This window comes from Sulfitobacter sp. TMED3, from assembly GCF_002167505.1.
Lineage (GTDB): Bacteria > Pseudomonadota > Alphaproteobacteria > Rhodobacterales > Rhodobacteraceae > Sulfitobacter > Sulfitobacter pontiacus.
The window spans coordinates 1-20,277 of sequence record NZ_NHBI01000003.1; the positions used below are offsets into that span (position 1 = coordinate 1).

At 62.3% G+C, this 20,277-nt stretch carries 18 protein-coding genes; 9 read left to right on the top strand and 9 right to left on the bottom strand.

What is annotated here, in order from left to right; genetic code table 11:
* The 3 genes from CBB63_RS00165 to CBB63_RS00175 form a co-directional block, all read right to left on the bottom strand.
* On the bottom strand, positions 1 to 785 hold a 785-nt coding region (locus tag CBB63_RS00165), incomplete at its 3' end, for an oligosaccharide flippase family protein (RefSeq protein ID WP_286697693.1).
* Between the two features lie 27 nt (positions 786 to 812).
* Positions 813 to 1,730, bottom strand: a complete 918-nt coding sequence (locus CBB63_RS00170; RefSeq protein ID WP_286697694.1) for a glycosyltransferase family 2 protein — start codon at positions 1,728 to 1,730, stop codon at positions 813 to 815.
* A gap of 48 nt (positions 1,731 to 1,778) precedes the next feature.
* A complete protein-coding gene (locus tag CBB63_RS00175) occupies positions 1,779 to 3,095 on the bottom strand; it encodes an HlyD family type I secretion periplasmic adaptor subunit (RefSeq protein ID WP_286697695.1) in 1,317 nt (438 codons plus the stop codon).
* 1,107 nt (positions 3,096 to 4,202) lie between these two features.
* Between CBB63_RS00175 and CBB63_RS00180 the strand changes: the two genes are divergently transcribed.
* The gene (locus tag CBB63_RS00180) at positions 4,203 to 6,935 is read left to right on the top strand and encodes a Hint domain-containing protein (protein WP_502695832.1); all 2,733 of its coding nucleotides are present in this window, start codon (positions 4,203 to 4,205) and stop codon (positions 6,933 to 6,935) included.
* A gap of 98 nt (positions 6,936 to 7,033) precedes the next feature.
* Here CBB63_RS00180 and CBB63_RS00185 read toward each other — a convergent pair whose 3' ends face one another.
* The gene (locus CBB63_RS00185; protein ID WP_037954025.1) at positions 7,034 to 7,486 is read right to left on the bottom strand and encodes a hypothetical protein; all 453 of its coding nucleotides are present in this window, start codon (positions 7,484 to 7,486) and stop codon (positions 7,034 to 7,036) included.
* A 172-nt stretch (positions 7,487 to 7,658) separates the two neighbouring features.
* Here CBB63_RS00185 and CBB63_RS00190 point away from each other — a divergent pair, with 172 nt between their 5' ends.
* The 4 genes from CBB63_RS00190 to CBB63_RS00205 all read left to right on the top strand — a co-directional run bounded on the left by CBB63_RS00190 (position 7,659) and on the right by CBB63_RS00205 (position 12,065).
* Positions 7,659 to 8,606 carry an ABC transporter permease gene (locus tag CBB63_RS00190; RefSeq protein ID WP_037965886.1) on the top strand — a complete coding sequence of 316 codons (948 nt, stop codon included), beginning with the start codon at positions 7,659 to 7,661 and terminating at the stop codon, positions 8,604 to 8,606.
* Positions 8,603 to 9,418, top strand: coding sequence for an ABC transporter permease (locus tag CBB63_RS00195; protein ID WP_286697697.1), 816 nt, complete (start codon positions 8,603 to 8,605; stop codon positions 9,416 to 9,418). The genes CBB63_RS00190 and CBB63_RS00195 overlap by 4 nt, the downstream gene beginning before the upstream one ends.
* Positions 9,415 to 11,001 (top strand): ABC transporter ATP-binding protein, encoded by a 1,587-nt coding sequence (locus tag CBB63_RS00200; RefSeq protein WP_286697698.1) that lies wholly within the window; start codon positions 9,415 to 9,417, stop codon positions 10,999 to 11,001. The genes CBB63_RS00195 and CBB63_RS00200 overlap by 4 nt, the downstream gene beginning before the upstream one ends.
* Before the next feature lie 68 nt (positions 11,002 to 11,069).
* Positions 11,070 to 12,065: a P1 family peptidase gene (locus CBB63_RS00205; protein ID WP_286697699.1), complete on the top strand. Its 996-nt coding sequence runs from the start codon at positions 11,070 to 11,072 to the stop codon at positions 12,063 to 12,065.
* A gap of 62 nt (positions 12,066 to 12,127) precedes the next feature.
* Here the strand turns inward: CBB63_RS00205 and CBB63_RS00210 are convergent, their stop codons facing one another.
* The 5 genes from CBB63_RS00210 to CBB63_RS00230 form a co-directional block, all read right to left on the bottom strand.
* The gene (locus tag CBB63_RS00210) at positions 12,128 to 12,610 is read right to left on the bottom strand and encodes a c-type cytochrome (protein ID WP_286697700.1); all 483 of its coding nucleotides are present in this window, start codon (positions 12,608 to 12,610) and stop codon (positions 12,128 to 12,130) included.
* Positions 12,611 to 12,701: 91 nt separating this feature from the next.
* The gene (locus CBB63_RS00215) at positions 12,702 to 13,406 is read right to left on the bottom strand and encodes a fumarylacetoacetate hydrolase family protein (RefSeq protein ID WP_009825672.1); all 705 of its coding nucleotides are present in this window, start codon (positions 13,404 to 13,406) and stop codon (positions 12,702 to 12,704) included.
* A gap of 159 nt (positions 13,407 to 13,565) precedes the next feature.
* Positions 13,566 to 15,077 (bottom strand): heme biosynthesis protein HemY, encoded by a 1,512-nt coding sequence (locus CBB63_RS00220; protein ID WP_286697701.1) that lies wholly within the window; start codon positions 15,075 to 15,077, stop codon positions 13,566 to 13,568.
* 12 nt (positions 15,078 to 15,089) lie between these two features.
* Positions 15,090 to 15,989: a COG4223 family protein gene (locus CBB63_RS00225; protein ID WP_286697702.1), complete on the bottom strand. Its 900-nt coding sequence runs from the start codon at positions 15,987 to 15,989 to the stop codon at positions 15,090 to 15,092.
* A gap of 703 nt (positions 15,990 to 16,692) precedes the next feature.
* Positions 16,693 to 17,394, bottom strand: coding sequence for a uroporphyrinogen-III synthase (locus CBB63_RS00230; RefSeq protein ID WP_286697703.1), 702 nt, complete (start codon positions 17,392 to 17,394; stop codon positions 16,693 to 16,695).
* An 80-nt stretch (positions 17,395 to 17,474) separates the two neighbouring features.
* Between CBB63_RS00230 and tsaD the strand changes: the two genes are divergently transcribed.
* From tsaD to CBB63_RS00250, 4 genes are read left to right on the top strand one after another with little or no spacing between them, the layout of a single operon-like run.
* Entirely contained in the window at positions 17,475 to 18,560 is a 1,086-nt protein-coding gene (gene tsaD / locus CBB63_RS00235; protein ID WP_286697704.1) for a tRNA (adenosine(37)-N6)-threonylcarbamoyltransferase complex transferase subunit TsaD, read from the top strand.
* Positions 18,557 to 19,510: an NAD(P)H-dependent glycerol-3-phosphate dehydrogenase gene (locus tag CBB63_RS00240; protein ID WP_286697705.1), complete on the top strand. Its 954-nt coding sequence runs from the start codon at positions 18,557 to 18,559 to the stop codon at positions 19,508 to 19,510. Before tsaD ends, CBB63_RS00240 begins: the two co-directional genes overlap by 4 nt.
* A 1-nt stretch (position 19,511) precedes the next feature.
* Complete coding sequence (locus CBB63_RS00245; RefSeq protein ID WP_005850688.1) at positions 19,512 to 19,784, top strand: YciI family protein; 273 nt, start codon at positions 19,512 to 19,514, stop codon at positions 19,782 to 19,784.
* The gene (locus CBB63_RS00250; protein ID WP_286697706.1) at positions 19,784 to 20,203 is read left to right on the top strand and encodes an EVE domain-containing protein; all 420 of its coding nucleotides are present in this window, start codon (positions 19,784 to 19,786) and stop codon (positions 20,201 to 20,203) included. Before CBB63_RS00245 ends, CBB63_RS00250 begins: the two co-directional genes overlap by 1 nt.
* Positions 20,204 to 20,277 lie beyond the last annotated feature (74 nt).

Here is a 20,277-nt window from a genome sequence, read left to right on the forward strand (position 1 = left end):
AGAAACAGGCTCATCGTGCTGCGCATCAGGACCAGCGACGGGGTCAATGTCAGCGAGACGGCCATGGAAAACAGGGCCAGCGCCTCTAGCCCCAGAAGACGCCCGACGATGGCGCGTTCGCCATTGAACACCAGAAACATCACCGCGCCGCTTGCCATGAGGGGCCAGCCGAACTGCATGCTTTGGACCATAACGGTCCGATCAAACTGCAGACGATAAGGGCGTTTCGCAACTGCATGAGACACGAACGTGCCCAGCGCCATATGCACCAACACGGCAAAAAGCATGATGCGGAAGTCATCGAACATCCGCGATAGGGGTAGCAGCGCGGTCACCGATCCCAGCGGCGGCAGCAGCGCGATCCATATTGCGGCGCGATGTTTGTGGTGGCGGGTCTGGCGATAGACGTCCAGATGCATCGCCCCCTGTAACAGCGGCACCACAGAGATCAACTGAAACGCCCATGTCAGCTGCAACACCCCAAAGGCACGCGCCAGAAGCGGCGCGAGAAGGAACAGCGCCGCCGCCCCGATCACGCCACGTATCAGCGCCACACCATGCAGCGCGCTATGNAAATCCGCNTCATCCCCCTTGGGCGCATTGACGATCTGTTGTTGAAAGCCAAGCGCGGTCAGCATCTCTATCATGGCAAGCGCGAGCACGAGGCTTGTGCCGATCCCGAAATCTTCGAGGCTAATCAGGCGCGACACCACCACCGTGCGCAGCAGCAAGATCGCGGCGGCGCAGGCGTTGCAGGACAGCAGAAAGCCAAAGGACCGGATCACGGGCTACCCCCTGTCGCGCATCTGATGTCAGGGCAGGTCAATGCGGTTCCACCGGTGCAAAAGCCGTTCGGGGTCATGGCCCCGCAGCAGCGACAGCATCCGTCGCGCGCGGTAAAGCCGGATAGACGTCAGCCCGATCAACGCCATCAGACGGTTGCGCGCGCCCTTGATGCGGGGACTGGTCGCGACCTCTGCCACAGCGCAGAGCGGAGACGGAACGAGCAGCAGCGCCTTTATCGCCCACCGGATCCGGCCGCCAAGGCCGGTACAGCGCGCCCAGTCATGGGCAAGCTGCCTGTCCCATTTCAGCCGCAGGCCCGTCGCCGTATGCGGCGGGTGATAGACAAGCAGATCGGCGGCGAAGCCTATGCGATATCCGGCAAAGGTGGCGCGCTGGCCCCAGTCACGGTCCTCGGCATGGTGGAGGCCCTTGAACGGGCCGACCGCGTCGAACACCTTGCGATGCACGATCAGATTGCCCGTCCCCGTGAACCCCTGCTGCGCGATGTAGCGGTCCATCCGATAAGCAAAAATCGCTTGATATGCGGTCGCGGGATCAAGTCTGCGCCCATTACGTTCGATACAGACATCACCGCCAAGGATCGTATGGGGATCGCGCGCCATATGCGCGGCAATATGCGCCAGCCAATGCGCGTCGGGCAGGCAATCGGCGTCGAGAAAGGCAAGCACATCGCCCTGTGCCCGCGCCGCGCCAAGGTTACGTGCGGGGCCGGGGCCGGGGATCGGCTGATGGATCAGGGATACCCATGGGTAATCGTTAACAACTCCTTGCGGTGACCGGGCGGAGCCATTGTCGACGACGATCACCTCGACCGGCTTGCATGTGCCCGCATCCAGCGCGGCAAGGCAACGCGCAAGGGCCTTGTGTTGGTTGAGATGGGGGATCACGACAGTGATTCCGGGTGGGGCGGACGGTGTGTTCATCCCCTCTTAAGACGGGAAGATGGTAAAGATTTCGCTAACGTCGAGGTCTCAGGAGCCGCGGAACCCCCGGCGCAGCTGGCTGCTGATAGGCTCTGCCAGATAACTCAACACGGTTCTGTCTTTGGTCTTCAAAAACGCCTCGATCGGCATACCGGGGACCAAACGGACGGAGGCTGGCAGACGGTCCAGCTCGGTACGGGGGATATCCAGAATGACCCGATAGAAGCTGTCGCCATTGCGCGGGTCCACCACCACTTGCGGAGAGATGCTGTAAACGCTGCCGGTCAGTTTCGGGGTCGTGTGCGGGTCAAAGGCGGTGAGCACGAGGGTGGCGGGCTGATCATAGCGTACCAGATTGATCGAGCGCGGATCGACCTGCACCTCGAATTCGAACTTTGATTGCTGCGGCACGATATCCATCAAGGTCGCACCCGCCCCGACAACCGCGCCAACGGTCGTGGCGCGCAGTTCATGCACCATCCCGTCGACGGGGGCCCGAATGGCAATACGGTCAAGCTGCGCTTGGCGGGTGAGGATCGACAGGGTCAGTTCCTGAACTTCGGCAGTGACCTCGCGCAGTTGCAGCGCGACCTGTTCCTGAAACCGGCGATCGGCTTGCAGGCTTTCCAACCGAAGCGTCCAACGTTGGTGGATCAACCGTGCCAGATCCGCCCGCCGCGCGGCAAGGTCACCGCGCAAACCGGCCCGCGTGGACTGTAGTTGCGACAAACGGACCTGCGGGGCCAGCCCCTTTTCAACCAAGCGCGTGAGGCTGCGCAGCTCTGTCGTGAGGATGGCAAGTTGTTGTTCCAGCGCAGAGATTTGACCGTTAAGGCCCGTGGCCTGGGTTTCGACATCGGCAAGATCACTGGCCATGCGGGCGCGCATCCCCGCGCGCATCTGGGCCCGCGCCTCGAATATCGCGGCCTGCCCTGCCTGCGCTTGCGTCATATCCAGCGCGCCGATTTTTGCTGGCAGATCAATGGCATCGAAACGGGGGGCGGGGCTTTCGTCACGCTCTGCCTCCAGACGGGCGCGCAGGCCCGCTGCCTCGGCCAGACGGGCGCGCGCCATGCGCAGGTCAATCTGCAAGATCGTGGCATCAAATCGCGCCAAGACCTGCCCCGCCTTGACGATATCCCCGTTCTGGACCGGCAATTCCGCCAATACGCCGCCATCCACCGTCTGGATCACCTTGGGCTTGCCCGCCACATCGATCTGCCCCGTCGCGATCACCGCCCCCGAAATCTGTGTTGTCGCGGCCCATCCCCCAAGCAGCGCAAACAAGCAGAACATCGCAGCCATCGCAGCACCGGTAATGTGCCAAAGGCCGGTCTTGGGCTCAGGGGGGGCATGATGTGGCACGGAAAGCTCCTTTGGTTGATGAACCCGGCGGGGATGCTGGGNGTGCATTCACCTTCGACAGAGGCTTGAGGCGCTGCGGCGGCATTCNTGCGGCGGAATTGAGGCGCGGAGTCTGCANGGCGGCGCGGTACAGGGTCAGGGGNGCCCTGTNGCCNGATGGGTTTAAACCNAGCANGAGNTCAGCCCCGAGGGGGGAGAGACGGATAAACTCGCTTATTTTCAGTCGACTAGGNCAAAACCTCTGCGGTCAACCTTCNGCAAGCCCCCCCTATGACCGCTGCAAGTTCACGCCGCTTTTACCGTGCACTTCGGTCACATCTCTAAATACCCGGCATTTTAGACCATTTGATCACATCGCGGCGCATACGCCCTGCCCCCGCGTTTCCACGCTGTGCGCTTGGCGTTGATCCTTACCAGACTGTGTATTGTTTCGATCAAAAGCATAGAAACATGGCCACATTGTTTTTGTTTCCGGTCAAAGTGACGCCACATTGTCCCCGTACCCACAACAATACACAGGACGCGGGCCACAGGCCTGCCACCGGTTCAAAGATGTTGAGGGCTGTAACAATGGCAACCAGATTTAACGTTTTCTACCTTGGGAATGTCGNTCGTATCGATACGACCGAGGGAAACCAGATCAGCGAAAACGCACGCTCGCTGGAGGGGGAAACCTTTGGGGGTGCCAACAGCCCGCTTTACAACAACNTCAAATCCTTCTCTCCGGGGGCGCGGGGGTATGGAAATACGGCACGCGGCACATACTCTACTGATAACAGTGGGGAAAACGGGTCTGANACCTTCCGCATCGACGATGGCAACAGCCAGAACTTTGACGCCATTGCCTCCTATGCCGCGACGCTGACCTACGCCGACGGTTCCCAGGCGACCGTAACGGCGATTGTCTTCCAATCCACCAACGGCGACCTGTTTCTTGCGCCGGCTGCCAGCTCCTCCGATTACCAATCCGCGCTTGAGGCGGGGCCGATTGAATCCATCACGTTCAACACTGTCTCTTCAGACGAGTCGATGATGTACGCCAGCCGGGTCGATGCTGACTATGTGGCGCCAGATGGCACCGTTGATGGGACGTCGGGAGACGATTCCATGCGTGTGGGATCGACCGACGCGCAAGCGGATGAGGTGGACAACAGCGGCAACGTGGTGAAGCTGGGCGCGGGCAACGACAAAATCTCGGCCGGGTCGGGCGATGACACGATTTTGGGCGGCGCGGGAAATGACTATATCGCAGGCAATGACGGCGACGACCGCATCCACGGCGATGCCGACACCACCGAAGAAACGACGTTTTCCTGGGCCAACCAGAATATCGAGGACGGCGTTAGCGTCACGGGTGGCATCACCGGGGTCACCTCGTCGGGCAATATCCAGGTCACGATGTCGGTGGATCAGGGGGAGAACTTCCGCTCTGCCACGATGGAGCGGAACGACCCGTTGTATGACTACAACGAACTAAGCGACAGTTCGTCGATCCGTATCCTTGGCGGTGCGGCGGGGTCGGACCCGAATACCGCGAAGATGAGCATCGACTTCTCGTCGCTGGACAGCGGCGTGTCGGATGAGGTGAGCAATGTCACCTTCGGTATTTTCGACATCGATCAGGCCTATGGCTTCGTGGATGAAGTCATCGTGCGCGCCTATGACGCCGACGGCAATCTTATCCCTGTCGATCTGACGGCGGGCAATAGCGATACGCTGGACGTGAACGACGAAACCGGCCGTGCCATCAGCACGGATGCGGGGCGCGGCACGACCAATGCCAAGACGGGTTTCCTGCAGGTCGATATCGCGGGCCCCGTTTCGCGGATCGAGATCGAGTATAACAACCACGACCCCGATGATACCGGCCACGCGATCCGTGTTGGCGACCTCAAGATGTCGACCATCAGCGCGACCGATGCGGGGGATGATACGCTGGACGGTGGGGCTGGCAACGATACGATCTATGGCGACGGTGGGGATGATAGCCTTTCTGGTGGCGCGGACAATGACAGCCTGTCCGGCGGCAGCGGTGACGACCGGATCGAGGGTGGCACGGGCCACGATACGATCGCGGGCGGCACTGGCAATGATGCCATGTCAGGCGGGGATGACGCCGATCTGTTTGTCATGGAAGATGATTTCGGCGCCGATAAAATCGCCGGTGGCGAAGGCGGCAAGGACTATGATGTCGTTACCTTCGACGCGCTGAGCAACGGTGTCTCTGTCACCTATACCGGCGCAGAGGCGGGCACCGCGACCGAAGGCCCCAACAGCGTTTCCTTCACCGAGATTGAAAAACTGGTTCTGACCAATTCATCGGATTATGTGGATGCCAGCATTGGCGGTGTCGCGGTTGATACCGGTGCAGGCGATGACACGATCAAGGTTGGTGATGGTGCCTATGACATCGACGCCGGGACGGGCGACGACCGGATCATCCGCGAGACGGGCACCACAGCGGACGACGCGAACTCCGTCATCGACGCGGGCGATGGCATCGATACCTATGTCGCAGGCAGCGGGCTGGGGGCGGACCACACCGTCGATCTTGCCGCCAGCCGGCTGGACCACGCAGGGAGCGACCGTGGCGATCTGCTGAACTTTGAAAACGTCGCGCTCGAGAACTCTGCCGCGTCGGTCAAGGGCGACAGCAAAGACAACACCATCACCGCGCGCGGGACACAGGACAACAGCTTGTCCGGCGGCGACGGCGATGATTCAATCGACGGCGGCGGTGGCAATGACAATCTGCATGGCGACGCGGGCCGCGATACCCTGATCGGGGGCGACGGCAATGATACGCTGGACGGCGGCCAAGGCGACGACCAGCTGACAGGCGGCGACGGCGATGACGTATTTGTCTACTCCGGCGGTCACGACACGATCACCGATTTCAACACGGGCAACACCGGCCCGCTGGATGACGACGACACCACCAATAATGATTTCATTGATCTAAGCGGCTATTACGACAAGATCTTCGATCTGCGTGCTGACTATGAAGACAATGGCATTCTGGATCAGTCCAACTTCGAGACCACGGATTACACCTATAATTCCAAGTTCGAGGATGGGTCGCTCAAGTTCATCGGCGTGCAGGCGCAGCACTTTACCTATGACAACACCGGCGTTGTCTGCTTTGGCAAAGGCACCGCCATCCGCACCCCGCGCGGGGATGTCTTGGTCGAAGACCTGCGTGTCGGCGATCTTGTCACCACAATGGACAACGGCCCGCAGAAAATCCGCTGGATCAACACGCGGTCTTACGATGCCGGACAAATGCAAAAGGGATCACATCTGCACCCCGTGCTGATCAAACGTGGCACTTTCGGTGCCGAACGGGATCTCTTGGTCTCGCAGCAACATGGTGTTTTGGTCGGCCAGAGCGGTGATAGCTTTGCCCGCGCCAAACATCTTGCCGACGCGGCCAAAGGCGTGCGCATCGCCAAGGGCAAGAAATCGGTCACCTACGTTCACCTGATGTTCGACGACCATCAGGTGATCTTTGCCGAGAACGTCCCATCGGAAAGCTTCTACCCCGGCCCGATGGCGCTGTCGCAGATGAGCAAACCGCATCGCGCGGCATTCTCCAAGGTACTGCCCGCCTTGGGCACAGGGCGCGTCAGCCGCGAAGAAGTTGCCAAGGTCTATGGCCCCACAGCACGCGTGTTCCTGAAAAAGAAACAGGTGTTGAACCGGCACGGCGCGCCTGCGCGCGGCAAGGGCAAGGCCCCCTCGCGCCTGATCCTGCAAGCAAGCGCTGATCTGGCCCGGCAACAGGCGAGCAAGGCAATTCGGACCCGTAACACAGTGACAACGGCAGAGGCCCGCGCCTGACCCTAAAGCGCGGTATCGTCACTGCATCGTAGGCTGTATCGCACAAAAAAGGCGGGCGCATTTCTGCACCCGCCCGCAAAACCCTGAAGGGTTAAGTCTTATTTGTCGCCTGGCAGACCAGCAGCGGCCTCACCTACGGTGGCGTCAAGGTTCTGGTTACATACAACCATGAACTGTTCCATCGCGGCTTCGTCCATTGGCTCCGCTGTCATGTTGGATTCAGCAGTGTTACCACCGGTGTCTTCCACAGCTTTCAGGTCACCTTCCAGCGAACCTTCTTCAGGCTCATCGTCGGTCGCTTCGGCTGCTGTTACAGTAGTGGTGGTGGTTGTATCACCTGTGTCACGGCCAGAGTTGCCCATGGAACCGCCGTTGTCACCATCATCGATCTCTGCGATCGCAGCGGAAGCCACCATCATCTGATCGTCTTTCGACAGTTCGTTGAACTCGGCGCAGGTCATCGAGGTGTCAGCATGTGCGGCAGCAAATGCTGGTGCGGATACGGTACCCATAAGGGCGGCAATAGCGAGTGTCTTAAATGTGTTGGTCATCGTTAAGCTCCTAAATTCTCGTTTCTGCATACCCAACCCCGTGCAGCGCGAATTGGTTCCCCTGCCCCAAAACTAATCGCTTCACCAAAAAGAGAGCGACGGGTAACCCGCTCGCCTTAAAAAGGTTTTTCTGCGCTGGACGCTGTTGATTTGCGCGCCTACCTTCGGCCGCATGATCCGGTACACGCTCAAACGTTTGCTTTCGCTCTGTATCAGCCTGGCTGTTGCGTCGCTGGTGATCTTTACCGTCATCGAAGTTGCCCCCGGTGACCCGGCCTCTTTTATGCTGGGGATGAATGCGCAGCCTGAAACGCTTGCTGCTTTGCGCAGTGAACTTGGGCTCGATGCATCGAAACCGGCGCGCTATCTGGCTTGGGTCGGCGGGCTGCTGCAGGGGGATTTCGGCACCTCCTATACCTACCGCACCCCCGTGTCCGAGATGATCGCCGCGCGGCTTTGGGTGTCCCTGCCACTGGCGCTATACGCGCTTGGGCTGTCCACGCTGATCGCCTTTCCCGCGGGGATCTATGCGGCGGCGCGGCGTGGCAAAGCCGGTGATATGGGGGTCATGGGGGCCACACAACTGGGGGTCGCGGTGCCCAATTTCTGGTTCGCGATGATCCTTGTGCTGATATTCGCCATCAACCTGCGCTGGTTCGCCGCTGGCGGTTTTGTCGGCTGGGATCAGGGTGTGCTGACGGGGCTGCACGCCCTTACCCTGCCCGCCATCGCACTGGCCCTGCCCCAGGCGGCCATTCTGGCGCGGGTCATGCGGTCAGCGCTGCTGGATGTCTTGGGCGAAGACTATATGCGCAGCGCCCGCGCCAAAGGGCTGACCGAAAGACAAGCGCTGTGGCGGCACGGGTTACGCAATGCGCTGATCCCTGTGCTGACGATCATCGGGCTGCAATTTTCGTTCCTGCTGGCGGGGTCGATCATCATCGAACAGGTGTTCTATCTGCCGGGGCTTGGACGGCTGGTGTTTCAATCCATTTCGGCGCGGGATCTGATCGTGGTGGAATCCGTGGTCATGCTGCTGGTCTTTTCGGTCATTGTGGTGAACTTCCTTGTGGATCTGGCCTATGCGGCGGTTGACCCGCGTCTGAGGGCGCGCGCATGAACCGGAACCTGATCCTTGGCGCGCTGCTGACCTCGGTCTTTCTGCTGTCCGCGCTTGTATCCTTTGTCTGGACGCCGTTTTCCCATACGGCGATGGATATCCCGAACAAGCTGCAAGGGGTCGGCGGTGCGCATCTGCTGGGTACCGATCACTTTGGCCGCGACATCCTGAGCATGATCATGGTCGGCGCGCGCACNTCTATCGCCGTGGCNCTGGTGGCGGTGGGNATCGGCATGGGCCTTGGCGTGCCGCTTGGNCTGTGGGCGGCAGCCAAACGCGGGTCGCTGGTGGACGAGATCATCATGCGCGGCAACGATCTGGTCTTTGCNTTCCCCTCGCTGGTGATCGCNATCCTGATCACGGCGATCTTCGGGGCCAGCGCGGTGAACGCGATCATCGCCATCGGCATCTTCAACATTCCCGTCTTTGCGCGCATCACCCGCGGTGCCGCGCTTAGCCTGTGGGAGCGNGAGTTCATCCTCGCCGCGCGGGTCGCTGGTAAATCGGCGGCGCGGATCTCGGTCGAACATATCCTGCCCAATGTGACCAATCTGTTGATCGTGCAGGGGACGATCCAGTTCAGCCTCGGCATTCTGGCCGAGGCAGGGCTGTCCTATGTCGGGCTGGGCGCGCAGCCGCCGACGCCCTCCTGGGGCCGGATGCTGGCAGATGCGCAAACCATGGTCAGCATCGCACCGCATATGGCGCTGGTGCCGGGGTTCGCGATCATCCTGACGGTGCTGGGGNTGAACCTGATGGGCGACGGGCTGCGCGATGCGCTGGACCCNCGGTTGCGGGTGCGCCGGATATGAGCTTGCTCAGCATCACCAACCTGTCGGTGGCGATCCACCGGTTCAATATCCTGCAGGGCGTGACCCTCTNTGTCGACGCCGGAGAGATCGTGGCCGTCACCGGCGAAAGCGGGTCGGGCAAATCCATGACCGCGCTGGCGGCGATGCANCTGCTGCCCAAGGGGACGCAGGCGCGCGGTNATATCATGCTGGGCGATCAAGATCTGCTGGCCCTGCCCGAAGCCGAGCTTTGCGCGATCCGCGGCAATGACATCGGCATGGTGTTTCAGGAACCGATGACGGCGCTGAACCCGGTGCAGACCATCGGCCATCAAGTGGCGGAAACCATCCGTATCCACGACAAAACCGTGTCACGTCACGCCGCGGCCCGCCAAGCCGCCGAAACGCTGGAACGGGTCGGCCTGCCAAATGACCGCTTCCCCCTGTCCCGCTACCCGCACGAGCTGTCNGGCGGNCAACGCCAACGGGTGGTGATCGCGATGGCNATNGCNCTGCGGCCGCGCTTGCTGATCGCCGATGAACCGACCACCGCGCTGGATGTCACGACGCAGGCNCAGATCCTTGATCTGCTGAAATCGCTGGCGCGGGANGACGGGATGGGGCTGCTGATGATCACCCATGATCTGGCGGTGGTCGCCGATATGGCCGACCGCATCATCGTCATGCGCAAGGGAGAGATCGTCGAACAGGGGCACACACANNCCCTGNTGCANACCATGCNCCACCCCTATACGCGGATGCTGTTTGCCGCCTCGACCCATGCGGTCGCCCTGCCTGCCGCCCCNCCNCCNCAACCGCTGCTGAAGGTGGAAAACGTGAGCCGCGATTANGNNCTGCCNCGCAAGACGCTNTTCGGCAAACCGGGTCGGTTCCGCGCCGTCGATAACGTGTCCTTCACCCTGCAACGGGGGGAACGCCTTGGCCTCGTCGGTGAAAGCGGCTGCGGGAAATCGACCCTGACACGGGCGCTTTTGGGTCTGGAACCGGTGCAATCGGGCAGCGTCACACTCGACGGTGCAGCGGTCTATAGCGGCAGCAAACCCGATCTTGCCGTGCGGCGCAAAATGCAGGTGGTGTTCCAGGATCCCTTCGGCAGCTTCAACCCGCGCCACCGCGTGGACCGGCTGATCACCGAACCGTTCCACCTGCTGCCCGACCCGCCCAAGGGCCGCGCCCGCAGCGATGCCATCGCCGATGCGCTGACCGCCGTGGGGCTGTCGCCGGACGATGCGACCAAATACATCCATGAATTTTCAGGCGGGCAGCGCCAGCGCATTGCCATCGCNCGCGCCNTGATCATCCGCCCCGACCTCATCCTNTTTGACGAAGCGGTGAGCGCGCTCGACGTCTCGGTTCGGGCGCAGATCCTTGATCTTCTGGCAGAGCTGTGCAGCGCCTATGACCTGACCTATCTNTTTATCTCCCATGATCTGTCGGTGGTGCGCACGGTCACGGANCGGGTGCTGGTNATGAAATCGGGGCANATNGTNGAACAAGGCGCCACCGCCGACGTCTTTGATCGCCCGCNACACCCNTACACGCAAAAACTCCTCGCCGCCGCGCCCCGTTTGCCGGATCTGTGATGCCCCTNCTTCATTTTGCCAAATAAACTCCCCGCGGAGCGTCCCGNACCAACCAAAGGCCCTGCCCTATGAAACCCGGACCCAGAAACCTGATCACCGATGTGCCCGGCCTTCGGGTGGGAAACGCGCAGGACGATGCGCTGAAATCCGGNACGACGGTGCTGCTGGCGGATGACCCCTTTACCGCCTCTGTCCATGTGATGGGCGGTGCCCCCGGCACGCGCGAGACGGATTTGCTCGCCCCCGATAAATCGGTCGCCGCGGTGGATGCGCTGGTGCTGTCGGGCGGGTCGGCCTACGGGCTGGATGCCTGTTCGGGCGTGGTGGACGGGCTGCGCGCGGCNGGGCGCGGGTTTCGGCTGGGCGATGCGACGATNCCGCTGGTGCCGGGGGCGATCCTGTTCGACCTGCTGAACGGCGGGGACAAGNCNTGGGCAGAGAANCCNTACCGCGCCTTGGGNCGTGCNGCCTATGACGCCGCAGCTGAAGATTTCACGCTCGGCACCATCGGCGCGGGCACCGGCGCGCTGAGCGCGATGGTGAAAGGCGGGCTGGGGTCCGCGTCACTGCAATTGCCGGATGGGACAATGGTCGGCGCATTGGTCGCGGCCAATCCGGTGGGNGCTGTCACNACNCCNGGTGACNGTCACTTCTACGCCGCCCCCTTCGAAGTGGATGCAGAGTTCGGCGGCATGGGCCCGGACCCGGCGACGGGGCTGGGGATGACGATGGAAAGCCGCAAGATGGCGTCGATGTCCCCGCGCGAGAATACGACGATCGCGATTGTNGCNACGNATGCGNCCCTNACAAAGGCGCAATGCCAGCGGATGTCCGTTGCGGCCCATGACGGGATCGGGCGGGCCACNGTGCCTGCGCACACCCCCTATGACGGTGATCTGGTCTTTGGCCTNAGCACCGGCGCGCATGAGGTTGCCGANAGCATTCTNCCGCTGATCGGCCATGCCGCGTCACTGTGTCTGGCGCGGGCNATTGCGCGGGCAGCCTATCNCGCGACNCCGGCGGCGGGCGATCTGCTGCCCTGCTGGTCTGATCTGAACAGCTAAGNGCATAAAAAAGCCCGCGCTCCCCTCTGGAAACGCGGGCCAATCAGGCGGGTTAGAGCCGCTTATTCTGTTTTCTCGGCCTCTGCANCGTCGGCCATGGGCGCGTCTGCTGCGGCCTCGGCTTCGGGAGAGAACGTNGCGAGATAGGCCGCTACATCTTCGCCGCCTTTACGCATTCTGAACGACATCTTCGAACGGGCTTTCTTGTCATCCAGTGTGGTGCGCAGGAAATCGGTGGGGTTCTGCAGGTATTTGGCCACATTGGCTTCGTCCCAGACCAGACCGGCTTCACCGGCGGCGACCAGATCATCGCCGTAGCGATAGTCTTCGACGGTGCCGGCCTGCTTACCGATGATACCGTAAAGGTTCGGACCGACTTTGCCGCCGCGCTGGATCGTCTCGCCTGCGTCGTCCACGATCATGTGGCAGGCTTTGCATTTGCCGAACTGCTTTTCGCCGGCGTCTGCGTCACCCATGCTGTGGCTGTCTGCCAGGGCCGGAACCGCGATCACGGTGGCCAGTAGAGCGCTATAGATATGTTTCATTGCGATTTCCCATATGTATCAATCATCTTGTAACCTAGGGGGCGCCCCCGTGATTTCAACGGGCGCTTTTGTCGCGGGGCGATGCTGGGGCTCAGGCGCGGGGGCCTATTGTCACCTCAAGCGTCGCGACCCCGTCAACGCCGCCGGTCACGACATCCCCTTCCACAAGGGCTGCGACACCGGCCGGTGTGCCCGTCATGATGATATCCCCCGGGGCCAGCGCCATAGATTGCGACAAGATCGCCACATGTTCACGTACCGACCAGATCAGATCGGCCAGATCGGCGTCCTGCCGCACCTTACCGTTCACGGCAAGCCAGATGCGCCCCTGTTCCACAGACGGGACATCGGCGATGGGTTTCAGCGCGGCAATCGGGGCGGAGTTGTCAAAGGCCTTGCCCCAATCCCATGGCCGACCGGCTTTCTTCGCCTCTGCCTGCAGGTCACGGCGGGTCAGGTCGATCCCGACCGAAGCCCCCCAGACGTGATCCATCACGTCAGCTTCCGCGATGTTGCGCCCGCCTTTGCCGATGGCGATCACCAGCTCGATCTCGTGGTGCAGATCCTCTGTCTGGGGCGGATAGGGGATGGTGCANGGCGTATCCAGCGCCGCATCGGCGGGTTTGGTGAAAAAGAACGGNGCCTCACGCGTCGGATCTTTGCCCATCTCGCGGGCGTGCGCCTCGTAGTTGCGACCCACGCAGAAGATGCGGCGCATGGGAAAACGGGCGTCGGTGCCCTGCACAGCCAGACTGGCCTGAGGTGCCGGGGGGAATACAAAATCATCAGCGGGCATGGGGGATATCCTTTGCAATAGTCGTGCCACAGACATACGCCCCTGCGGCAGCCCCGTCATCCGATAAGACACCAAAAGGCAGGTTAGACATAAGCTGCAAGGCAAAAGGCCGACACAATACGTGCCGGCCTTTGTTTTCGTTCACCTTTNGGCCCTGCGCTATTTCTCGGGCTGGGTCGCTGGTTTTTCAACCGGATCGACGGNGCCTGCGGGGGTGTCGTCGATCAGCTCTGCATCCTCGATATCGGCGCGGGTGGCGACAGGCGGCTTGGCATCCGCGCCCGAGTTATCCTCNAGTGCGCCGACGATCAGCGGCAGCATCTGCACACCGCCGGGCATGGCNACTTCGGACANGGGCGGGGTTTTCCACGCCAGCGTATCGAAGCTGTGGCAGTTTTCGCAGATCGGCTTCCAGCTCGCGTGGATATGNTGGCAGTTGTCACANATCCACTGAGGGCCGCGCGATACGGTCAGCGCCCGTGCCAGCCANCCTTTGACGATGGTATCNGAGGCCCCCTCGCCCCGTTCGATGGCCGCCATCAAGGTGACCGAACGCGCNGTNGGGTCGGTTTCGACCAGATCCCCCAAGGANCGGCGCGCTTGCGGGAAATCTTCGGCGGCGATGTTCAGCTCTGCCAGCAGCATCTTGGTCTCGGGGTGGTCGGGCTGCACGCGGGTCAGCGTGGTAAACCGCTTGAGCCGCTCTTTCGGGGTCTCGTCCGGCTGGATCGCGGCGAAGGCACCGGCCAGATCGGGGTGCGGCTGCACGTCCCACGCTTTTTTCAGCACGCGGGCCGCATATTTCGGTTTGCCCTGATCGATATANCCATGCGCCGCCATCACGGCTGCGGGGATCAGATCGGGGGACAGGCGGTTCGCCTCGATCGCGGCCTCGCGGGCTTCGATGCTGTTNCCTTCGGCAATGACGTCTTTCGCCTCGGACAGGGCGAGCACGGCATCGCGACGTTTATGCACGTCACGCGGCATCTGGCCGTTCTTGAGCTTGGTGTTCAGCGTTTGGCGCGCACCGGCCCAATCTTCTTTCTCGGCCTGCAGTTTCAGCAGCACATCACCGGTTTCGGCGTGTTTCGGTTTGATGGCAAAAGCTTTCTCGGCCAGCTTCAGCGCGGTTTCCGTGTCGCCTTCGGCCAGCTTCTGTTTCATGATCCCGCGCACACCGACAAANCGGGTGCGTTCGTTGGTGACCAGCTTGCGATAGGTCTCTTCTGCCTTGCGACGGTCGCCCGCCATTTCCGCGGCCTGCGCGATCAGCAGATTGGTCAGGTCNGGACGTTCAAGGTATTTATCCGCCTTTGCGGCCTTGGCCATCGCCAGACGCCCTTCGCCGCTGGCCAGCGCCATNAGCCCTTCGGAGAGCGCCTCGTANCCNTTGCGTTCGCGGTTGCGGTCNAAATAGCGCGACAGNGCNGTTTCGTCGCCGTTCAGGAAATGCCAGACCGCAACCAGCAGCGCAAAGATCTTGAGCATGATCCAGACCGCGACAACCAGCAGGACCACGGCGATGACGGATTGCAGCGGGCCAAAGCTGTATTCGGTGCCCATCACGGTGACCTGCAACCCGCCCGAGCTTTCCAGCAAGAACGATGCGCCCCAGGTGATGGCGGCAATCACCGCAACGAACACAACGATCTTAATCAGTGACCAAAGCATAAATCAGGTTCCTCAGTTCGCCGTCAGGCGTTGTGTCAATGTCTGTACGGCGTCTTGGGCGTCGTGGCGCGCTTGCGCATCAGAGAGCCATTCGGACAGGGGTTCTTGGGCTTCGGGCGGCAGGGCTTTCACCTCTGCCAGCGCATCGGCCAGACGCCCGTCGCGCATTGCCGCTTCGGCGCGGGACAGGATCGCGTCGGGGTCATCCCCGTCACGCGGTGCAACCGACCGCGCCCCCAACTGCTGCTTGAAGAAGCCGCCAATGCCGCCCCCGTCCACATCAGGCGAGGCCGCGCGTGCCGCGGCAAGCGATGCCCGTGCCGCATCGGGGAAACGGTCCTGAAGATTGGCAGCAGTAACAACGCCCGTCGCCGCCGTATCGGCAAGGGCCGGCGGGACATCCTGAATACCATTGGCTTTCAGATCGGCGATCTCTGCCTCGAAGGGCTGGCCGGTTGTGACGGCAGAGACGATCCGGCCCAAGGCGGATTGCAACGTCGCGGCCTGTGCGGCTTGCGCCGTCGCTTCTTCGACGCTGAGCGCATTATCGAGCAGACGTTGAATTTCATCGCGCTGCGTCTCGACCGAGGATTGCAGCGCTGCCAGTTCCTCTTCAAAGGCTGACGTATCGACAGGGGCCGGTGCCTCTGCCGCGGGGCGGTTGCCCAGATCATCGACACGGGTGGCCAGCTCGGCCACCAGCGCCTGAACCTCTTGCAGGGCGGCGTCATCGGTGGGCGCGGGGGCCGGGTCTGTTTCTTCCAGCGCCTTGATCCGTGCTTCTTGCGCGGCGATCATGTCGGTCAGGTTAGATTGCGAGCTGTCCGCAGGGCGCATGCCCGCCTGTTCCAGCANATCATATTCCGCCACGGCAAAGCCGATCCCGCCCGCGATGATGCCGCCNAACAGCATCGGCCAAAAGACACTACCGCGCTTTTCAGGCTCTGCCNCGGGGGTGACGGGGGGCGGCGTCTTGGTCGGCGTGGCCGGTTTCGCCGTTGTNGTCGATGCGGTTGACGTCGCTGGCTTTGACGCGGGNGTNGCCGGTTTATCAGAGGCCGNGTCCGGCTTTACATCTTTCGCGTCNGGCTTTGCNTCGGATTTCGCGTCGCTCGGCTTCGTCTCGGGTTTGGCAGACGTCGAGGCGGTCGCGGTGGTCGCGGGCGAAGCNGCCTTGGCCGCTGTATCACTGCCCCCCGTTTTCACNGNGGGTGTCGTTGCCTCTTTGNCGTCGCTTGCTTTCGNGGCNNTCGATGCNGTGTCGGTGGTTTTCACGCTTTCCGGTTTGGCACTCGCTTTGTCATCGCTGGCTTTACCCGTCGCGGTTTTATCNGCGCTCGCCGCGCTTGCAGCAGATGTCTTGGCCGCGGGCTTGGGCTTGGCCGTTGATGGCTTCGCCGTTGTCCCAGCCGGTTTTGTCGCGGTGGACGATCCGGTTTTCTTGGCTGTGGTCTTCGGCTTGGCGGCGGCAGCAGACGCCCTTGATGTCGAAGATGTCTTCGGGGTGTCGTCACCTGAACTGGGTGTTTTCGCTTTCGCCACGCTTAAAAACCTTTCCGATTCTGACCTGATATCAGACGTATTGCACAACCTTAGACGGCATCTAGGTCGATCTTCAAGCTAACCTGTTCCAATCCACCGCAGTTTCAAGCGTAAAACGCAGTGACGTGGCGGTTGGTTCAGGGGCGATGAGCATCTGCTGAACCACTGTGCGGTCCAGNGCCTCGGCCACGGCGGGGCTCAGGGCGATGATGGTGGCCCGCCGCGTGTCATGAGCCTGATCNGCGAATTGCGCGGCGGTGCGCGGGGAAAACAGCGGCACGATCGACGGGCCATCTGACAGCGCGGCTTGNGCGTCACGCGTCAGGGGCAGCGCCTGCTGGTCATAAAGCACNACAGNGCGTGTCGGCAGACCGGCCTGCGTNAACCGTTCGGCAATATCCCCGCGCTGATGCGTGCCGCGCAGATGCAGCAGGGGCGTTGCGGGGCGATGTGCCTTGATCATCGGGAGCAAANGCGCNGCATCGGGGGCGTGAAACGCGACCTGCCAGCCCTTGGCNGCAGCCGCCTGCGCCGTCGCCTCGCCCACACAATAGGCCGGCACGGTGCCGCCCTCCGGGCCATGCGCCACCCCATTGGCCGAGGTAAAGATCACCCCGCCGATGCCGTCCAGATCAACAGGCGCTGCGGTCGGTAGAATGTGCAGCAACGGGCTGGTCACCACCCGCACCCGCGACAGCAGCGCAGCCGGCAGGCTGGCCGCAAACGCCGCGCAGGCGGGCGCAGGGCGGGTCAGGATCAACGCTGGTTTTGTCATCTGACGCTTGGGCCCCAAGGATTGTTCCACCTGCCCCAAGGTGTTACTTGGCCCCTGTCACCCTTGCAACGGAAACAGCCATGTTACTTCTTGGATTGGAAAGCAGCTGCGATGATACCGCCGCCGCGTTGGTGCGTCAGCTGCCGGGGCAACGCGCCCTCGTGCTGTCCTCCGTCGTTGTGGGGCAGACCGAGCTTCATGCCTCTTTCGGCGGTGTCGTCCCAGAAATCGCAGCCCGCGCCCACGCGGAAAAGCTGGACCTTTGTGTCGAAAAGGCGCTGGCCGAGGCCGCGCTGACCTTGGCGGATGTGGACGGCTTCGCCGTGACCGCGGGACCGGGGCTGATCGGCGGCGTGCTGTCGGGCGTGATGTGCGCCAAGGGGCTGTCTGCCGCGACGGGCAAGCCGCTTTATGGCGTGAACCATCTGGCGGGCCATGCGCTGACGCCACGGCTGACCGATGATGTNCCCTATCCCTATCTGATGTTGCTGGTGTCCGGCGGGCATTGCCAGTTCCTGCTGGTGCANGGGCCGGACCGGTTTGAACGCNTGGGNGGCACCATCGACGACGCCCCGGGCGAGGCTTTTGACAAGGTGGCGCGCCTGATCTCACTGCCGCAACCGGGGGGCCCCGCGATTGAANAGGCGGCCAAGGCGGGCGATCCGAAGCGCTTTGCCCTGCCGCGCCCGCTGCTGGACCGGCCCGATTGCGACATGTCTTTTTCGGGGTTGAAAACGGCGGTGCTGCGCACGCGGGACAAGGTGATCGACGAAAAAGGCGGGTTGAGCGTTCAGGATCAGGCCGATCTAGCTGCCGGTTTCCAGGCTGCCGTTACCGATGTACTGGCCGAAAAGACACGCCGCGCCTTGCGGAAATATCTGGATCACGCGCCTGATGTGCGCACCCTTTGTGTTGCGGGTGGCGTGGCCGCGAACAAGGCGATAGGCCGCGGGTTAGAGACTGTTGCCGCCGACGTAGACTGCGCCTTTGTCGCGCCGCCGCTGTCGCTGTGCACCGATAATGCCGCGATGATCGCCTTTGCCGCGATCGAGCAAAGCCATCTGCGCGCGCCCGATAATCTGACCCTGTCGGCCCGTCCGCGTTGGCCGCTGGACACACGCCAGCCCGCCATGTTGGGCAGCGGCAAAAAAGGAGCGAAAGCATGAGCATTGCCGTTCTGGGGGCCGGTGCCTTTGGCACTGCGTTGGCGATCTCTTTGGCGGGAAAGGGCGCGGTGACGCTATGGGCGCGGGATGCGCAGGGCATGGGGCAGAGCCGCGAAAACACCGCCCGCCTGCCCGGTTGCCCGCTGCCCGAGGGCCTGTTCGTGACCGAGGATCTGGCAGAGGCCGCCAAGGCGCAGACCTTGCTCGCCGCCGTCCCGATGCAAAAACTGCGCGGGTTTCTGCGTGACAACGCTGCCGCGCTGGACGGCAAGACCATCGTCGCCTGCTGCAAGGGGATCGAGCTGAACACCGGTCTTGGCCCTGTCGCCGTGATCTGCGAGGTGCTGCCCCATGCGACCGCAGCGATCCTCACGGGGCCAAGCTTTGCCGCGGATATTGCGCGGGGGCTTCCCACGGCGCTGACCCTTGCTTGCGCCGACACAACCACCTGCGCGACCCTACAACAGAGCCTAACAACGGCAAACCTGCGTCTTTACCGCACCGCTGATACCGTGGGTGCGGAGCTGGGCGGGGCGCTGAAAAACGTTGTGGCCATCGCTTGCGGTGCCGCAATCGGCGCGGGTCTGGGCGAAAGCGCGCGGGCTGCCGTGATGACCCGTGGCTTTGCCGAAATGCAGCGGCTTGCCGCGCATCACCACGCGGATCCGGTGACCTTGGCGGGCCTGTCCGGTTTTGGCGATCTGACGCTGACCTGCACCTCGACCCAATCGCGGAACTACCGGCTGGGGCTGGCCCTGGGCCGGGGGGAGCCCTTTGACAGCGCCACCACCGTCGAAGGTGCCGCCACCGCGCGGGCGGTCGATGCGCTGGCCCATGACAACGGGCTGGATCTGCCGATCACCGCCGCCGTTGCAGGTCTGGTCGAGAACCGCTTAGATGTAGCAAGCGCGATGAAAGCGCTTTTGACCCGCCCTTTAAAGGAAGAATAACATGCTGGTTGCCCTTATTGCCAAAGACAAAGCTGGCGCGCTTTCCGTGCGTCAGGAAAACCGCCCCGCCCATGTGGAATATCTGAAATCCACGGGCGTCGTTGCCCAGGCCGGTCCGCTGCTGGATGATGCCGGCGATATGATCGGGTCTTTGGTCATTCTGGATGTCGCTGACAAAGCCGCGGCACAGGATTGGGCCGACAATGACCCCTATGCCAAGGCTGGGTTGTTCGCCGATGTGCAGCTGATCCCGTGGAACCGGGTGATCGGGTAATGGCCTACTGGCTGTTCAAATCCGAACCCTCGACCTGGGGCTGGCCGGATCAGGTCGCCAAGGGGGGCGCGGGCGAGGAATGGGACGGCGTGCGCAACTATCAGGCGCGCAACTTCATGCGCGAGATGGCGGTCGGCGATCTGGGGTTCTTCTACCATTCGCAGGGAGAGCGCGCGATTGTCGGCATTGTCGAGGTCTGCGCCGCCGCGCATCCCGATAGCTCGACCGAGGACGCACGCTGGGAATGTGTCGATATCAAAGCCGTGCGCCCGTTTGAAAAACCGGTGACGCTGGACGATATCAAGGCCGATGGCCGGTTCGATGACATGCCGCTGGTCAAAAGCCCGCGTCTGTCTGTCCAGCCTGTCACACCAGAGCAATGGAGCGCGATCTGCGCCTTGGGAAACACCAAACCCTAGAGCCTAATACACGATTTAGACATACGCTTTAGACATAAAAACGCCCGCTGAACCAAGCGGGCGTTTTCGGTTCG

What these genes read in the sequence shown, in the direction of transcription:
- CBB63_RS00170 (WP_286697694.1), bottom strand. Translation starts at nt 1,730, where the DNA reads ATGAACACACCGTCCGCCCCACCCGGAATCACTGTCGTGATCCCCCAT.
- CBB63_RS00180 (WP_502695832.1), top strand. Translation starts at nt 4,203, where the DNA reads ATGCGTGTGGGATCGACCGACGCGCAAGCGGATGAGGTGGACAACAGC.
- CBB63_RS00185 (WP_037954025.1), bottom strand. Translation starts at nt 7,486, where the DNA reads ATGACCAACACATTTAAGACACTCGCTATTGCCGCCCTTATGGGTACC.
- CBB63_RS00190 (WP_037965886.1), top strand. Translation starts at nt 7,659, where the DNA reads ATGATCCGGTACACGCTCAAACGTTTGCTTTCGCTCTGTATCAGCCTG.
- CBB63_RS00240 (WP_286697705.1), top strand. Translation starts at nt 18,557, where the DNA reads ATGAGCATTGCCGTTCTGGGGGCCGGTGCCTTTGGCACTGCGTTGGCG.
- CBB63_RS00245 (WP_005850688.1), top strand. Translation starts at nt 19,512, where the DNA reads ATGCTGGTTGCCCTTATTGCCAAAGACAAAGCTGGCGCGCTTTCCGTG.
- CBB63_RS00250 (WP_286697706.1), top strand. Translation starts at nt 19,784, where the DNA reads ATGGCCTACTGGCTGTTCAAATCCGAACCCTCGACCTGGGGCTGGCCG.